Origin of the sequence: Paenirhodobacter hankyongi, from assembly GCF_003664585.1 — a bacterium.
Classification (GTDB): domain Bacteria; phylum Pseudomonadota; class Alphaproteobacteria; order Rhodobacterales; family Rhodobacteraceae; genus Rhodobacter; species Rhodobacter hankyongi.
The window spans coordinates 1-14,936 of record NZ_RCHI01000005.1 but is presented as its reverse complement, the minus strand read 5'-3'; the positions used below and the strand labels follow the sequence as shown (position 1 = coordinate 14,936).

14 protein-coding genes are annotated in these 14,936 nt (G+C 69.1%); 5 read left to right on the top strand and 9 right to left on the bottom strand.

All coding sequences use genetic code 11. The features are described 5' to 3' along the window. Window positions 1-105 precede the first annotated feature (105 nt). On the top strand, window positions 106-1,440 hold the full coding sequence (gene tig / locus DYS74_RS06520) for a trigger factor (protein ID WP_121532099.1): 1,335 nt from the start codon (window positions 106-108) through the stop codon (window positions 1,438-1,440). A gap of 157 nt (window positions 1,441-1,597) precedes the next feature. Here tig and DYS74_RS06515 read toward each other — a convergent pair whose 3' ends face one another. The 4 genes from DYS74_RS06515 to rpsF all read right to left on the bottom strand — a co-directional run bounded on the left by DYS74_RS06515 (window position 1,598) and on the right by rpsF (window position 3,766). Next, window positions 1,598-2,419: a sulfotransferase family protein gene (locus DYS74_RS06515; protein WP_183077475.1), complete on the bottom strand. Its 822-nt coding sequence runs from the start codon at window positions 2,417-2,419 to the stop codon at window positions 1,598-1,600. A gap of 154 nt (window positions 2,420-2,573) precedes the next feature. Beyond that, window positions 2,574-3,146, bottom strand: coding sequence for a 50S ribosomal protein L9 (gene rplI, locus DYS74_RS06510; protein ID WP_121532095.1), 573 nt, complete (start codon window positions 3,144-3,146; stop codon window positions 2,574-2,576). A 12-nt stretch (window positions 3,147-3,158) separates the two neighbouring features. After that, window positions 3,159-3,386: a 30S ribosomal protein S18 gene (gene rpsR, locus DYS74_RS06505; protein WP_068765176.1), complete on the bottom strand. Its 228-nt coding sequence runs from the start codon at window positions 3,384-3,386 to the stop codon at window positions 3,159-3,161. Between the two features lie 17 nt (window positions 3,387-3,403). Beyond that, entirely contained in the window at window positions 3,404-3,766 is a 363-nt protein-coding gene (gene rpsF, locus DYS74_RS06500) for a 30S ribosomal protein S6 (protein WP_121532093.1), read from the bottom strand. A gap of 207 nt (window positions 3,767-3,973) precedes the next feature. Here rpsF and DYS74_RS06495 point away from each other — a divergent pair, with 207 nt between their 5' ends. Then, window positions 3,974-4,516, top strand: coding sequence for a hypothetical protein (locus DYS74_RS06495; protein WP_121532091.1), 543 nt, complete (start codon window positions 3,974-3,976; stop codon window positions 4,514-4,516). Here the strand turns inward: DYS74_RS06495 and DYS74_RS06490 are convergent. The 5 genes from DYS74_RS06490 to DYS74_RS06470 all read right to left on the bottom strand — a co-directional run bounded on the left by DYS74_RS06490 (window position 4,513) and on the right by DYS74_RS06470 (window position 10,592). Beyond that, window positions 4,513-5,499 (bottom strand): LLM class flavin-dependent oxidoreductase, encoded by a 987-nt coding sequence (locus DYS74_RS06490; protein WP_121532089.1) that lies wholly within the window; start codon window positions 5,497-5,499, stop codon window positions 4,513-4,515. The two genes, DYS74_RS06495 and DYS74_RS06490, sit on opposite strands and share 4 nt — an antisense overlap. Window positions 5,500-5,588: 89 nt before the next feature. Continuing rightward, window positions 5,589-6,500 carry a DMT family transporter gene (locus DYS74_RS06485; protein ID WP_121532087.1) on the bottom strand — a complete coding sequence of 304 codons (912 nt, stop codon included), beginning with the start codon at window positions 6,498-6,500 and terminating at the stop codon, window positions 5,589-5,591. Window positions 6,501-6,718: 218 nt separating this feature from the next. After that, window positions 6,719-8,110: an aldehyde dehydrogenase family protein gene (locus DYS74_RS06480; RefSeq protein ID WP_121532085.1), complete on the bottom strand. Its 1,392-nt coding sequence runs from the start codon at window positions 8,108-8,110 to the stop codon at window positions 6,719-6,721. Next, on the bottom strand, window positions 8,107-8,949 hold the full coding sequence (locus DYS74_RS06475) for a fumarylacetoacetate hydrolase family protein (RefSeq protein ID WP_121532083.1): 843 nt from the start codon (window positions 8,947-8,949) through the stop codon (window positions 8,107-8,109). The genes DYS74_RS06480 and DYS74_RS06475 overlap by 4 nt, the downstream gene beginning before the upstream one ends. Beyond that, entirely contained in the window at window positions 8,946-10,592 is a 1,647-nt protein-coding gene (locus DYS74_RS06470) for an Eco57I restriction-modification methylase domain-containing protein (RefSeq protein ID WP_183077474.1), read from the bottom strand. The genes DYS74_RS06475 and DYS74_RS06470 overlap by 4 nt, the downstream gene beginning before the upstream one ends. 235 nt (window positions 10,593-10,827) lie before the next feature. Here DYS74_RS06470 and DYS74_RS06465 point away from each other — a divergent pair, with 235 nt between their 5' ends. The 3 genes from DYS74_RS06465 to DYS74_RS06455 all read left to right on the top strand — a co-directional run bounded on the left by DYS74_RS06465 (window position 10,828) and on the right by DYS74_RS06455 (window position 14,757). Beyond that, the gene (locus tag DYS74_RS06465) at window positions 10,828-11,139 is read left to right on the top strand and encodes a FeoA family protein (protein WP_240664463.1); all 312 of its coding nucleotides are present in this window, start codon (window positions 10,828-10,830) and stop codon (window positions 11,137-11,139) included. A 10-nt stretch (window positions 11,140-11,149) separates the two neighbouring features. Beyond that, a complete protein-coding gene (gene feoB, locus DYS74_RS06460) occupies window positions 11,150-13,048 on the top strand; it encodes a ferrous iron transporter B (protein WP_121532079.1) in 1,899 nt (632 codons plus the stop codon). Window positions 13,049-13,203: 155 nt separating this feature from the next. After that, window positions 13,204-14,757, top strand: a complete 1,554-nt coding sequence (locus DYS74_RS06455; protein ID WP_220668829.1) for an acetyl-CoA hydrolase/transferase family protein — start codon at window positions 13,204-13,206, stop codon at window positions 14,755-14,757. Window positions 14,758-14,936: the final 179 nt, after the last annotated feature.

The following is a 14,936-nucleotide window of genomic DNA, read 5'->3' as shown; positions in this document are numbered from 1 at the left end:
CCTTGCCTTTTCACCTTGCCACCAAGACGCGCGCCCAATAGAAGGGCGGCTGAAATTCGGAATTGCGCGCGCTACCGGGCGCGCCTTTGAGACAGAGGAAAACCCATGCAGGTCACCGAGACCCTCAACGACGGCCTCAAGCGCGGCTACCAGATCACCGTCACCGCGGCCGAACTCGAGAAGACTGTCACCGAGAAGCTGCTCGAAGCGCAGCCCGAGATCGAGATGAAGGGCTTCCGCAAGGGCAAGGTGCCGATGGCGATGCTGCGCAAGCAGTTCGGCCCGCGCGTTCTGGGCGATGCGATGCAGGACGCCGTCGACGGCGCGATGAAAGAGCATTTCGAGAAGACCGGCGACCGCCCGGCGATGCAGCCGAAGGTCGAGATGGAAGGCGGCGAGAACTGGAAGGAAGGCGATGACGTCATCGTCAACGTTTCCTACGAAGCGCTGCCGGAGATCCCGGAAGTCGACCTGAGCGACGTCAAGCTCGAGAAGCTGGTGGTGAAGGCCGAGGAGGCCGCCGTCGCCGAGGCGCTCGAAAACCTCGCCAAGACCGCGCAGAGCTTCGAGGACCGCCGCAAGGGCTCGAAGGCGAAAGAGGGCGACCAGGTCGTCATCGACTTCGAAGGCTTCCTCGGCGACGAGCCCTTCGAAGGCGGCAAGGGCGAGAAATACCCGCTCGTGCTCGGCTCGAACTCGTTCATCCCGGGCTTCGAGGATCAGCTCGTCGGCGCCAAGGCCGGTGACGATGTCGAAGTGAAGGTCACCTTCCCGGCGGAATATGGTGCGGCGCATCTCGCGGGCCAGGAAGCCACCTTCAAGTGCCACGTGCACGAGGTGAAGGCGCCGAAGGCGGCCGAGCTCGACGACGAGCTGGCGAAGAAGTTCGGTGCCGAGGACCTCGAGGCGCTGAAGAAGCAGATCGCCGAGCGTCTGGAAGCCGAATATCAGGGCGCGGCCCGCGCGATCCTGAAGCGCGGCCTGCTCGACGTGCTCGACGCGAAGGTCAAGTTCGACCTGCCGCCGTCGCTGGTCGAGGCTGAGGCGCATCAGATCGCCCACCAGCTCTATCACGAAGAGCACCCGGACGATCACGGCCACGACCACGGCGCGATGGAACCGACCGACGAGCACAACAAGCTCGCCGAACGCCGCGTGCGCCTTGGCCTGCTGCTCGCCGAGCTCGGCCGCAAGCAGGAAATCGAAGTGACCGACGCCGAGTTCACCCAGGCCGTGCTGAACCAGGCCCGCCAGTATCCGGGCCAGGAGCGCGCCTTCTTCGAATTCGTGCAGCAGAACCCGCAGATGCAGCAGCAGCTGCGCGCCCCGATCTTCGAGGACAAGGTCGTCGACTTCATCGTCAACGGTGCCGAAGTCGCCGAGAAGGAAGTCTCGAAGGAAGACCTGCAGAAGGCCATCGAGGCTCTCGACGAGGTCTGATCGACCCGCCCGACCGCATTCGGAAGGGCCGCCCCTCGGGCGGCCCTTTTTCTGTGCCGACAGGTTCGAGATCCGATGAAACGAAAACGGCCGCGGTCCTGCCGCGGCCGTTTCGTGTTTTTCAGAAACTCCGGTTTTCCTCGAAAAGCCCGGGATCTCAGCGGAAGAGACGCGCCAGGATCCCCTTCGGCTCGTCCTTCGGGGCCTCGGGCTCGTCCGAAGGCGGCTTCATCCAGCCCGAGATGTCGAGCCCGCTCAACGCCGCGAACTCCTCCATCTCGCCTGCAAGCCGGCTTGCGACGAAATCGAAATCGGCCCGGCTCGCGCCTTTCCGCCCACCCTTGCTGCGGCGCTTCATCTCGTGCTTCGCCTCGACCTTGGCGAAGGGGGCGATGCCGAGGAAGGTGGCGATCCGGTCGAGCGTGTCCATATGCGCCTTGAACAGGTCTTCCGAGCGCAGGTTCAGGATCTGCTCGCGCGGGAACAGCGCATAGGCGCGGCGCAGCTGGCTCGCATAGCGGCCGCGGTCGACATAGGATTGCACCCGCCGCGCCTGACCGAGCGGACCCGCCACGACAAGGCGTTCCTCCTCGGTCGCAAGCGCCTCGGAAAAGCCCAGGCTCTCGTCGCCGCGACCGACCTCCATCGACCAGTGCGACAGCGCCCGGTGGAACGGATCGCGCCACAGGAAGATCAGCTTCGCCTCGGGATTGTAGGCCTGGATGCGGGCGAGCGACGGTTCCCAATAGCCGTAGATCGGGGTGATGTCGAACCGCAGCCGGCCCCGAACCGCGCCGGGATAGAACGCGTCGTAACAGCGATAGTCGGGCAAGGACCAGTCCTGCGTCTCGTCGTCGAAGAAATGCGTTTCCTTGCGGCTTGGCGCCGACAACCCGGGATGATCGGCGAAATAGGCATGAAGGGTCGTCGTGCCGCCCTTCTGCACGCCGCAGCCAAAGACCGAAACCCGTTGCGCCATCGTCACCTCCATCGTCGCGCCACCCTATCGTGCCGGCACGCCCCCTTCAAGGCACGCCCCCCCCCGGGCGCCGCTCTCGGCGCGCCATCGGCCGCACATGAAAAAACCGCGCCCCGAGGGGCGCGGTTTCCGGTCACCGGGCGGTTGGGCCCGATTATTCCTCGTCGCCGGCAGCAGCGCCGACTTCGTCGAAGAGCTCGGCGATCTCGAACTCGGCTTCGGCTTCCGCCTCGGCAGCGAGTTCCTGGATCGACTTGCCCGACGCCTGCAGTTCGGCTTCTTCGGCCGAACGGGCGACGTTCATCACGATCGTGACGTCGACTTCCGGATGCAGCACGACATGCACTTCGTGCAGGCCGAGATCCTTGATCGGCGCCTTCAGCGCGACCTGCTTGCGGTCGAGCGAGAAGCCACCGGCGGTCGCGGCGTCAGCGGCGTCACGCGGGGTGACCGAGCCGTAGAGCGCGCCCGAATCTGAGGCCGAGCGGATGACCACGAAGGTCTGGCCGTCAAGCTTCTCGGCGAGAGCTTCGGCTTCCTTCTTGGTCTCGAGGTTGCGGGCCTCGAGCTGCGCCTTGCGGGCCTCGAACGACTTGATGTTCGTTTCCGACGCGCGAAGGGCCTTGCCCTGCGGCAGCAGGAAGTTGCGGGCGTAACCGTCCTTGACGTTCACGACCTCGCCCATCTGGCCGAGCTTGGCCACACGTTCCAGCAGGATGACTTGCATGGGTCTCGCTCCTTACTTCACGGCGTAGGGGAGCAGGGCGAGGAAACGCGCGCGCTTGATGGCACGGGCGAGTTCACGCTGCTTCTTGGCCGAGACGGCGGTGATGCGGGCGGGCACGATCTTGCCGCGCTCGGAGATGTAGCGCTGCAGCAGACGGACGTCCTTGTAGTCGATCTTCGGCGCGTTCTCGCCCGAGAACGGGCAGACCTTGCGGCGACGGAAAAACGGTTTGTTGGCCATGGGTCAGGTCCTTTCGATCAACGGCGTTCGCGACGCTCGCGACGGTCGTCGCGCTCTTCGCGTTTCTGCATCTGCACCGACGGGCCGTCTTCGTGCGCATCGACCTTGACGGTCAGAACGCGCATGACGTCGTCATGCAGGCGGGCGAGACGTTCCATCTCCTGCACCGCGGCCGAGGGGGCGTCGGTGCGCAGATAGGCGTAGTGGCCCTTGCGGTTCTTGTTGATCTTGTAGGCCATCGTCTTCACGCCCCAGTATTCCGAGGCAACGACCTTGCCGCCGTTGTCGGCGAGAACGGTCGAGAAGTGTTCGACGAGACCTTCGGCCTGCGCGTTGGACAGGTCCTGGCGCGCAATGAGGACATGCTCGTAAAGCGGCATGTTTGCTCCTGTTTCTCGGGCGGCTTCATAGGAGGGCCAGTGACTTCCGCGGCCCACCACGAGAGGCTCCGCCGGTTCACATGAATGCGGAAGTCCGCGCCTTATAGGCCATGGCGCGCGCGATGCAAGCGCTGATTGCCGCAACCGGCGGGTTTACGCATGGGCCAAGGCCGGGTTATCACGAAAGACAGAGACCGGGGAGCTTTCATGTCGCGCTTTTTCACCACGCTCGGGACGTTCGGCGAACTCTTCATCCAGGCGGCGCTGCTGATGCTCGCCGGCGCCCTCGCCTTCCTCTTCACGCTCCTCGGCACCCAGATCCTGCATTTCCTCGCCGGCGAGGGAGCGCCGCTTTCGGTCGCCAGCTGGGCGCATCTGCCACAATCGCTGCTCAGCTTCCGGCAGATGGGGGCGATGCTCGGGGTCTGGTGCCTGTTCGTGCTGGCCCTGCCAAGCCGTCCCGCGGTCGAGATGATGACCGACATCGTCGGCGAGGGCATCGCCTTCCTCACCGGCATCATCGCCGGCGCCTTCGCCCTGCTCGCGGCGCAGGACGTGCTCGGCAAGGCCGCCGAGAGCGAGCGCGCGCTCACCGCCTTCGGCCTGCGCCTGGCAATCCTCTACGCCGCGGCCTGCGTGGTGATGTGGCTGCCCGGCACGCTCGCGCGGTTGCCGGTGCCGGGCTGGCAGAAGGGGATCTTCCTCGTCGGGCTGGTCGGCCTCACCCTTGCCTCGGCCTGGCAGGCCTAGCCGAGCCGCCGCATCACCTCGGCGCCGATCTCGAAGCTGCGCAGCCGCGCGTGGTGGTCATGGATATGGCCGGTGAGGATCACCTCGTCGGGGCGCCAGGTGTCGATCCAGCTGCGCAGCTGCGCCTCGACCGTGGCCGGGCTGCCGACCGCGACGACCCGCAGCGCGCGTTCGGCCATGGCGATCTCGGCCCGGGTCGCGACCGTGGTCAGATCGGCACAGGGCGGCGGCAGCGGCCCCGCGGCGCCGCGGCGCAGGTTGATGAAGCTTTGCAGCATCGAGGAGCGCAGCAGATGCGCCTCGGCATCGGTCTCGGCGGCAAAGAGGTTGACCGCCAGCATGAAGCGCGGTGCCGCGGTGACACCGGGGCGGAAGCGCGCCCGATAGGCCTCGAGCGCCTCGCCCAGCATGTCGGGGGCGAAATGGCTGGCGAAGGCGTAGGGCAGGCCGAGATAGGCCGCAAGCTGCGCGCCGAAGAGCGACGAGCCGAGCATCCACACCGGCACATGCGTGCCCTGCCCCGGCACCGCGCGCACCGGCGCCTCGGGGTCGGCCTCGCCCAGGAAGCCCATCAGCTCGACCACATCCTCGGGGAAGCGGTCGGCACCGCTCATCCCCCGCCGCAGCGCCTGCGCGGTGCGCTGGTCGGTGCCGGGCGCGCGCCCGACGCCCAGGTCGATGCGGCCGGGATAGAGCGTGGCGAGCGTGCCGAAGGCCTCGGCCACCTGCAGCGGCGAATGGTTCGGCAGCATGATCCCGCCCGAGCCCACGCGGATGCTGTGGGTCTGGCCCGCGACATGGCCGATCACCACCGCCGTCGCAGCCGAGGCGATGCCGGTCGAGTTGTGATGCTCGGCAAGCCAGTAACGGTGAAAGCCGAGCGCCTCGGCATGGCGGGCAAGCGAAACGCTGTTCGCCAGCGCCTCGGCCACGCTGGCACCGGCGGGAATGGGCGAGAGATCGAGGATCGAATAGGGGATCATGGCGGGCTCCTTCCGCGGCCTATCTAGGCCCGCGGCGCGACAGGGAAAGGGCGCGCCCGCCCTGCCCCCGCGTCAGCCCTGCCGCTGCGTCAGCGCCCGGCCCGCCCGGCGATCACGATGCCGGCCAGGATCGCCCCGAAACCGACGGCATGATAGAGGTGCAGCTCCTCGCCCAGGAACAGCGTCGAGAGCACCGCGCCATAGACCGGCAGCAGGTGGATGAACTGCCCCGCCCGCGCCGGCCCGGCGATCGAGACCGCACGCATGTAAAGCAGCGTCGCCAGCACCGAGGGCACGACGCCCACGTAAAGCATCGCCGCGATGCCGGCGCCGGAAAAGCTCGGCACCCGGCCCGAGGCGATCTCGAGCCCGAGGAAGGGGGCCAGCAGCACGAGCGTCATCGCGCTGTGCACGGCGAGCAGCCCGAGCCGGTTGACCGAGGCCGGGATCCGCGTCAGGCCAAGGGTGTAAAGCGCCCAGCAGATCATCGCGACGAAGATGATCAGGTCGCCGCGCGAGAATTCCAGCGTCACCAGCCGCTGCCATTCGCCATGCAAGATGATGACGGCCACGCCGAAGGTCGAGACCAGCAGGCCGAACGCCTGCAGCGCGCGCATCTTCCGCCCCCAGAACAGCGCACCCAGCACCAGGATCAGCACCGGGATCGTCGAGTTCAGCAACATGCCGTTGGTCGCGGTGGTGTATTGCAACCCGACATAGACGAGGGTGTTGAAGCCGGTGACGCCCGGAATGCCGACCAGCGCCACGAGCTTCCAGTTCTCCCGATACCACGCCGCGTCGCGCTTGAGATAGGGCCAGGCGAAGGGCAGCATGCACAGCAGCGCAAGGCCCCAGCGAACGCAGGACAGCGCCATCGGCGGCACCTCGCCACGCGCCGCGCGCGCGACGATGAAATTGCCCGCCCAGAACAGCGGCGGCAGCGCCAGCGCCGCGATCCCCTCGAGCCCGAGCCGCGCCCGGCCCTCCGTTGCCTCGCCCATGTCCGTTCCCTCCCTGCGACCGGCCCGGTTTGCGGCAAATCCGCCCTGCGGGCAAGGGGGCGGGCGGCAGAAGGGGGCGCTGCCCCCTCGGGCTTCGCCCTCACCCCCGGGATATTTGCGGCAATTGGAAGCGGAAGACCCTTCGCGCTTTCTCCTTGCCGGAAATACCTCGGGGGTGAATTGGCGCAGCCAAGAGGGGGCAGCGCCCCCTGCCCGGCCTATCCCACGAGCCGCTGCACCAGTTTCGCAAGCCGCGCCTTCGCGCCCGTATAGGGGGGCATCAAGAGGCCGAGCGAGGAGAAGCGATCCTCGAGCACCGGCTTTTCATGGCTGAAGGCGCGAAAGCCCCAGATCCCGTGCGCCGCGCCGAGCCCGGAATTGCCGATACCGCCGAAGGGCAGGTTCAGGTGCAGGTAATGCGCGAGCGTGATGTTCACCCCGAGCGCGCCCGAGGTGGTGGCGGCGCTGATATGCTCGATCACCGCGCGGTCACGCTCGAAGAGGTAGAGCGCGAGCGGCTTCTCTCCCGCCTCGATCTGGCCGAGCACCGCGTCGAGGTCGTCATAGGCGATCACCGGCAGCACCGGGCCGAAGATCTCCTCGCGCGATACTGCCATCGTCGGATCGGTGCGGGTCAGCACGGTGGGGGCGAGATAGCGCGCGGCCGCGTCGGCCTCGCCGCCTGCCGCAAGTTCCGCCCCACCCGCCCGCGCCTCGTCGAGCATCGCCTTCAGACGCGCGAAATGGCGCGTGTTCACGATCCGCGCGAAGCTGTTCGAGGCGCGCGGATCGGTGCCATACATGCGCGCGATCTCGGCCCGCAGCGCGGTCAGGAACTCCGCCTCCTGCGCGCGCGGCACGAAGACGTGGTCGGGGGCGATGCAGGTCTGGCCGGCATTGGCGAATTTCCCCCAGGCGACCATCCGCGCGGCGCGCTTCAGATCCGCCCCGGGGCCGACGATCACCGGCGACTTGCCGCCGAGTTCCAGCGTGACCGAGGCGAGCGTCTTCGCCGCCGCCGCCATCACCACCCGCCCGACCGCGGGCGAGCCGGTGAAGAAGATGTGGTCGAAGGGCAGCGCCAGAAGTTCCGTCGAGGTCTCGACCCCGCCCTCGATCACCGCCACCAGATCCTCGGGCAGCGCGGCGGCGACCAGGCGCACGATCAACGCCGAGGTCGCAGGCGCCAGTTCCGAGGGTTTCACCACCGCGCCATTGCCGGCCGCCAGCGCCGAGACGAGCGGGCCGAGGGCGAGCGAGAACGGATAGTTCCAGGGCGCGATGACCAGCACCGTGCCCTTCGGCTCGGGCCGCAGCCGGGCGCGGGTGCCGAGCATGGCAAGCGTCGGCAGCGCGCGGCGCACCTTCATCCAGCGCCGCAGATGGGCGAGGGTATGGCGGATCTCGGCCAGCACCGGCACGATCTCGGTCAGCCGGGTCTCGGTCTCGGGCTTGCCGAGATCGGTGGCGAGCGCCGCCATGATCTCGGCCTCATGCGCCCGGATCGCCGTCGCAAGGGCGATCAGCGCGGCGCGGCGCTCGGCGTAACCGAACCCGGTGCGGCGCGTGGCATTGCCGGCGGCAAGACGGGTGAAGGCGGCCCCGCTCATGCCGGCACCACGCGCTGGCGCTGCATCCCCAGCCCCTCGCCCGTCAGCGCGACCACATCGCCCGGGCGCAGGAAGCGCGGCGGCTTCATCCCCATGCCGACGCCGGGCGGCGTGCCGGTGGTGACGATGTCGCCGGGCTCGAGTGTCATGAAGCGGCTGAGATAGCTCACCAGGAAGCGCACGCCATAGACCATCGTCGCCGTGGTGCCGGCCTGCATCACCGCGCCATTGACCGAGGCGCCAAGCGCCAGCGCCTGCGGATCGGCGATCTCGTCACGGGTGACGAGCCAGGGGCCGCAGGGGAAGAAAGTGTCGTGGCTCTTGCCCTTCGTCCATTGCCCGGCGCGCTCGGTCTGGAAGGCGCGCTCGCTGACGTCATTGGCCAGCATGTAGCCCGCCACATGATCCATCGCCGCGGCTTCCTCGACGTATTTCGCGCGGGTGCCGATGACGAAGGCCAGCTCCACCTCCCAGTCGAGCTTTTCGGCGCCGCGCGGCAGCTCGACCGGGTCGTCGGGCCCCGAGATCGCCGAGGGCGCCTTGAGGAAGATCACCGGCTCGGGCGGCACCGCCATGCCGGACTCCGCGGCGTGATCGGCATAGTTCAGACCGATGCAGATCACCTTGCCGGTGCCGGCGACCGGCGGGCCAAGCCGGGTGCCGGGCGCCACCACGGGCAGGGTCGCGGGGTCGAGCGCGGCCAGCCGGGCCAGGCTTTCGGGCGCAAGCGCCGGGCCCGACAGATCGGTCAGCACGCCGCCAAGGTCGCGGATCGTGCCATCGGGCGCCAGCATCCCCGGGCGTTCGGCCCCCGCCGCGCCCCATCGCAGAAGTTTCATGTGCTCTCCTCCGGTTTTGTCGCGATCTCGGCCGCGACCTCCTCCACCAGCCGGTCGAGGCGCGCCTGTGCGCCCCGCCGGCCCTCGTTCAATGCGGTCAATGCCCGGCCAAGCGCGGCCAGCCGCGCGGGCGGCACCCGGCGCAGGTCGGGCACGGCGATCTCCGCGAGGTCGCGCGGCTCGATCTTGCGCAGGCCGCCGCCATAGCGGCGCAGCTGCGCCTCGGCCAGATCGGCGACCGGCGTGGCGTTCAGGCAGGCGGTCAGCGCGCGCAGGAAGGCGCGGTCGCGCCGCTCGGGAAAGATGCCGTGAAAGGCGGTCAGCTGCAGCGCGCCCGCCTCGTTCAGCACGAAGCGCAGCCGGTCGCGGGCGAAGGTCGCGGCCCAGATCGGCGCGACATACAGCCGTTCGGGCGCGTGCCAGGGCGTGCGGTTGCGGGTGAGGAAGCGCGCATCAAGCCCCTCGGCGGCCCCCGCGTCGACATAGGCCGCCTCGGCGGGCGCGAGCGGCGGTGTCAGGTCGAGAAAGACCGTGGGCCGCCCCGCCGCCTCGAGCGCGTCAAGATCGGCGGCGGTGAAGACCGGACCCGGCGCATCGCCCGCCTTTGCCACGCAAGCGCGCCACCGGTGCGGCGCGATGCCCTGCGCAAGCGCCGCGGCCCGGCTCAGGTGAAAGAAGCCGTTCGCCCCGGTCGCAAGGCCCCGCCGGGTGGTGGCAAGCGCGGCCAGCCGGACGAAGCCCGGCGGCGGGGCCTCGGGCAGATCGCGCAAGAGCACGTCCCATTTCGGCGCCGCGCGCAGCGCCGCCACCGGCACCGGCCGGCCGGAGGTGCCCGGGCCGGGCAGCGCCGCGCCCTCGGGCACGAAGAGGCAGTCGATCGTCTCGGGCAGGGCCTCGCCCGCACGCGGCGCCTCGACCAGGACAAGGCTCGCCGTGGTCAGCGCATCGGCAAAGACCGGGCGCAGGTTGCACACCGAGACCAGCCGGCGCAGCAGCCCGCGGGAGAGGAGAAACTCCTTCAGCACCGCGCCGGAATTGGCATTCGCCCATTCGGCCGGAAGCAGGAAGGCGCCGCGCCCGCCCGGGCGCAGCCGCCGGCAGGCCTCGATCACGAACAAGGTATAGGCATTCACCGCGCCCTGCAGCGGCAGCCCGGTGCGCACCGCCATCGCCCGGATCTGCGCGCGCAGCCCGTTGCCCGCGAGCGGCCGCAGCCAGGGCGGATTGGCGATCACCGCCTCGACCGGCTCGGGCGCGCTGGCGAGGAAATCGCCAAGCCGCAGATCGGGCTCCAGCCCCTCCGCCGCGCAGGCCGCCTGCCCCGCCCCGGCAATCTCGGGATCGACCTCCCAGCCGGTGACGGCGATGCCGGGGCGGCGGGCGGCGACGGCGCGGGCGAGGATGCCGGTGCCGAAGGCCGGATCGAGCAGCGTCGCGGGGCGCGCCGCGGCGATCCACTCGGCCATCAGCGCGGCAAGATCCGGCGGGGTCAGCACCTGCGCATGGGCGCGGCGATGCGCGGCCGGGGCCTGCGCCAGATAGGCGGCGTCGATCGCGCCCGCACGCGTCGCCGGCACCGGCGCGCGCGCCTTGCGCGGCCGCCCCGACTGTCGCCTGCCCGCCATGATCTGGTCTGCGTCCATCGCCTCCTCCGCTGCCGCGCCGATCCTGCGCGGCGCCCGCGCCCCGCGCAAGACCCCCGCCGGGTCCGGCGCCCGGAACCTTGCGGCAGCGCGCCGCATCACATTCCCGCGCGAGCCGCGGGAATATTCTTGATTGCTTCACTCGGAATAGTATGAAGGGCACATCGACGCGCTGTCGCCCGGCCCGAACCGTGGCCCCGCACAGCCCGCCGGCCCAGAACGGAGGGAACCGGAGATGATGATCTCGCCGCAGCCGATCGACGCCGCCAGCCTGCCGGGTCACGTGCCCGAGGCCGCGCATCGTCCGCTCGGGGCCCTGCACAGGGGCTTTTCCGGCCATGTCTTCCGCATCCTGCCCGCCGCCCATTCGAACACCCTGCCCGCCGAGGAGATGGAACGGCGGCTGATCGAGCTTGGCTTCGTCGAGGGCGCGCGCGTCGCGATCCTGCACGAGGGGCTCTTCGGCCGCGATCCGATCGCCGTGCGGGTGAACGGCGCCACCGTGGCGCTGCGCCGTCGCGAGGCGATGGCGATCCTCGTTTCCTGAACCGGACCAGATGGACTGCTGCGACACTCCCGCGCCCGCCGCGGCGCGCCCCGACGACCTTCGCCTGGCGATCGTCGGCCCGCCGAACTGCGGCAAGACCGCGCTTTTCAACGCCCTGACCGGCTCGCGCCAGCATGTGGGCAACTATTCGGGCGTCACCGTCGAGCGCAAGGCGGGGCTGGCGAAGCTGCCCTCGGGCGCCTCGATCGGGGTCATCGACCTGCCCGGCACCCACAGCCTGCGCGCGCGCAGCCCCGACGAGGTGGTGACCCGCGACGTGGTCCTTGGTCGCCATCACAACGAACGCGTGCCCGACCTGCTGCTGGTCGTGGCCGATGCCTCGGCGCCGCGCTCGGGGTTGCGGCTGGCGATGGAGCTTGCCGCCACCGGCCTGCCGATGGTGCTGGTGATGAACATGATCGACATCGCCCGCCACCGCGGCATCGAGATCGACACCAACGCGCTTTCCGAAACCCTGGGCGTGCCGGTCGTCACCGCGAATTCGGTGCGCAAGGGCGGGCTCGATGCGCTGCACGCCGAGCTCGACGCGATCCTTGCCCGCGGCGTGCCCGAGCCCGGCCCGAACCTGTGGAGCCCGCCCAATGCGGCGGACCTGCGGCTGAGCCACCGCGCCGCCGACCGGCTGATCGCGCGCGCGGTGACCGAGCCCGAGCTGCCCGACACGCTGACGAACCGCATCGACCGCGTGTTGCTGCACCCGGTCTTCGGCCTCGTCTTCCTGCTGGTGCTGCTCTTCGTGATGTTCCAGGCGGTCTTCACCTGGGCCGCGCCGCTGATGGACCTGATCGACGCGGGCTTTGGCGTGGTGGGCGGTTTCGTCGCCGCGCATGTGCCCGCGGGCATCGTGCAGAGCTTCCTTCTGGATGCGGTGATCGCGGGCGTGGGCGGCGTGCTGGTGTTCCTGCCGCAGATCCTGATCCTGTTCCTCTTCATCCTGCTGCTCGAAGACCTTGGCTACATGGCGCGGGCGGCGTTCCTGATGGACAAGATCATGGGCGGCGCGGGGCTGCACGGGCGCGCCTTCATCCCGCTGCTGTCCTCCTTCGCCTGTGCCGTGCCCGGGATCATGGCGGCGCGGGTGATCGACAACCGCCGCGACCGGCTGACGACGATCCTGGTCGCACCGCTGATGACCTGCTCGGCGCGGATCCCGGTCTATACGCTGATCATCTCGGCCTTCATCCCGGCGCGCCATGTGCTCGGCGTGCTCAGCCTGCAGGGGCTGGTGATGTTCGGCCTTTACGCCGCCGGCATCGTCTCGGCGCTGGCGGTCTCGGCCGCGGCGAAGTTCATGTTCTGGCGGCGCGAGCCCTCGCCGCCCTTCATGCTCGACCTGCCCGATTATAAGCTGCCGCGGCCGCGCTCGGTGGCGATCGGGCTCTCGACCCGGGCGAAGGCGTTCCTGAAACGCGCGGGCACCACGATCTTCGCGATGACGGTGCTGATCTGGCTGCTGGCCACCTTCCCCTTCGCGCCGGCGGGCGCGACCGAGCCGCCGATCCTCTATTCCTTCGCCGCGATGATCGGCCATCTTCTGGAACCGATCCTCGCGCCGATCGGCTTCAACTGGCAGATCGCCGTGGCGCTGGTGCCCGGCATGGCAGCGCGCGAGATCGCCGTCTCGGGCCTTGCCACGGTCTATGCCGTGGGCGGCGACAGCACCTCGGCGCTTGGTGCGATCCTTGCCGCGAACTGGAGCCTCGCCACCGCGCTCTCGCTCCTCGTGTGGTATATCTTCGCGCCGCAATGCATCTCGACCCTCGCCGTGATCCGGCGCGAGGCGGGCGGCGCGCGCTGGATGTGGCTCACCTTCGGCTACATGTTCGTGCTGGCCTGGGTGGGGTCTTTCGTCACCTATCACCTCGCCGTGCTGCTCGGCGCGGGCTGACAGGCCGCGCCTAACATTCTTGCGAAAGCCATGCACGGGGCGCATGTCTGTTACGCCATCGACAAACGCGCGGCATTCTGCTTTCGGATAGTTTCATGCGCGCGACGGAATATGAACGACCGTTGCTGCGACCTCAGGGGTTTGGGAGGAGCCAGATGACCACCAGCAAGACGAACGCCCGCCTGCGCCACGCCGGCCTTGCCGCTCGGGTGATGAGCGCCGAAGATGCGGCCGCGCTGATCCCGCACGGTGCCACGATCGGCATGTCGGGCTTCACCGGCTCGGGCTATCCGAAGGCGGTGCCGGTGGCGCTCGCGGCCCGCGCAGAGGCCGAACACGCGCAGGGCCGCCCGTTCCGCGTGCGCGTGCTCACCGGCGCCTCGACCGGCCCCGAGCTTGACGGTGCGCTGGCCCGCGCCGACGGCATCGAGTTCCGCCTGCCCTACAACTCCGACCCGATCCTGCGCGAGCGCATCAACCGCGGTGAGATGGATTACGTCGACATGCACCTGAGCCAGGTCGCGCCGATGGTCTGGGAAGGGCTCTATGGCGAACTCGACTTCGCCGTGGTCGAGATCTCGGGCATCACGCCCGGCGGTCAGCTGATCCCCTCCTCCTCGGTCGGCAACAACAAGACCTGGCTCGATCGCGCAGACAAGATCATCCTCGAGGTGAACCGCTGGCAGTCGGAATCGCTCGAGGGGATGCACGACATCTATTACGGCACCCGCCTGCCGCCGCACCGCGTGCCGATCCCGCTGATCGCGCCCGATCAGCGCATCGGCGAGCCGCATTTCCACGTCGACCACTCGAAGGTCGTGGCGATCATCGAGACCGACGCCGCCGACCGCAACGCGCCCTTCTCGAAGCCCGACGGCTCGGCCCAGGCGATCGCGGAACACATTCTCGAGTTCCTCGCCCATGAGGTGAAGAAGGGCCGCCTGCCGAAGGCGCTGCTGCCGCTGCAATCGGGCGTCGGCAACGTGCCGAACGCGGTGATGGCCGGCCTGATCAACGCCCCCTTCGAGCCGATGACCGCCTTCACCGAGGTGATCCAGGACGGCATGCTCGACATGATCGACGCGGGCAAGCTGCGCATGGCCTCGGCCACCGCCTTCTCGCTCAGCCCCGAACGCGCCCATGATCTGAACGCGCGTGCCGATCACTATCGCACCAAGCTGATCCTGCGCCCGCAGGAAATCTCGAACCACCCCGAACTCGTCCGCCGTCTGGGCGTGATCGCGATGAACGGGCTGATCGAGGCCGACATCTACGGCAACGTGAACTCGACCCATGTCATGGGCTCGCGGATCCAGAACGGCATCGGCGGCTCGGGCGACTTCGCCCGCAACGCCTTCATGTCGATCTTCATGACCCCCTCGACGGCGAAGGGCGGCAAGATCTCGGCGATCGTGCCGATGGCGGCCCATGTCGACCACATCAGCCAGGACGTGCAGGTGATCGTCACCGAGCAGGGCCTGGCCGACCTGCGCGGCCTGGCGCCGCGCAAGCGCGCCGAGCTGATCATCCGCAACTGCGCCCACCCGGCCTATCGCCCGATGCTCGAGGATTACTTCGCCCGCTCGATCTCGGGCAGCTGGGGCAAGCACGCGCCGCATCTGCTGACCGAGGCGCTGTCTTGGCACCAGCGCTTCATCGAGACCGGCTCGATGCTCGAGGCACAGATCGAGGCGGCGGCCCGCGCCTGAGCGCTCCCCCCGACATGCGAAACGGCGCCCCTCGGGGCGCCGTTTTCCATGATGCGGGCCCGGCATCGCGGGCGCGCATTTTTGGTTCAGATATCGAGGGTGTTGTCGCGTTCCCAGTGGGAGAAGTGGTTCACGAAGGCGTTCCACTCCTGCATCTTGAGCTTGAGATATCCCGCCGA

Bases quoted from the DNA above. Each gene is read 5' to 3' on its own strand.
- DYS74_RS06470 (WP_183077474.1), bottom strand. From the start codon at position 10,592: ATGGACGCAGACCAGATCATGGCGGGCAGGCGACAGTCGGGGCGGCCG.
- feoB (WP_121532079.1), top strand. From the start codon at position 11,150: ATGGACTGCTGCGACACTCCCGCGCCCGCCGCGGCGCGCCCCGACGAC.
- DYS74_RS06495 (WP_121532091.1), top strand. From the start codon at position 3,974: ATGTCGCGCTTTTTCACCACGCTCGGGACGTTCGGCGAACTCTTCATC.
- rpsF (WP_121532093.1), bottom strand. From the start codon at position 3,766: ATGCCGCTTTACGAGCATGTCCTCATTGCGCGCCAGGACCTGTCCAAC.
- DYS74_RS06455 (WP_220668829.1), top strand. From the start codon at position 13,204: ATGACCACCAGCAAGACGAACGCCCGCCTGCGCCACGCCGGCCTTGCC.
- DYS74_RS06485 (WP_121532087.1), bottom strand. From the start codon at position 6,500: ATGGGCGAGGCAACGGAGGGCCGGGCGCGGCTCGGGCTCGAGGGGATC.
- rpsR (WP_068765176.1), bottom strand. From the start codon at position 3,386: ATGGCCAACAAACCGTTTTTCCGTCGCCGCAAGGTCTGCCCGTTCTCG.
- DYS74_RS06465 (WP_240664463.1), top strand. From the start codon at position 10,828: ATGATGATCTCGCCGCAGCCGATCGACGCCGCCAGCCTGCCGGGTCAC.
- DYS74_RS06480 (WP_121532085.1), bottom strand. From the start codon at position 8,110: ATGAGCGGGGCCGCCTTCACCCGTCTTGCCGCCGGCAATGCCACGCGC.
- tig (WP_121532099.1), top strand. From the start codon at position 106: ATGCAGGTCACCGAGACCCTCAACGACGGCCTCAAGCGCGGCTACCAG.
- rplI (WP_121532095.1), bottom strand. From the start codon at position 3,146: ATGCAAGTCATCCTGCTGGAACGTGTGGCCAAGCTCGGCCAGATGGGC.
- DYS74_RS06475 (WP_121532083.1), bottom strand. From the start codon at position 8,949: ATGAAACTTCTGCGATGGGGCGCGGCGGGGGCCGAACGCCCGGGGATG.
- DYS74_RS06515 (WP_183077475.1), bottom strand. From the start codon at position 2,419: ATGGCGCAACGGGTTTCGGTCTTTGGCTGCGGCGTGCAGAAGGGCGGC.
- DYS74_RS06490 (WP_121532089.1), bottom strand. From the start codon at position 5,499: ATGATCCCCTATTCGATCCTCGATCTCTCGCCCATTCCCGCCGGTGCC.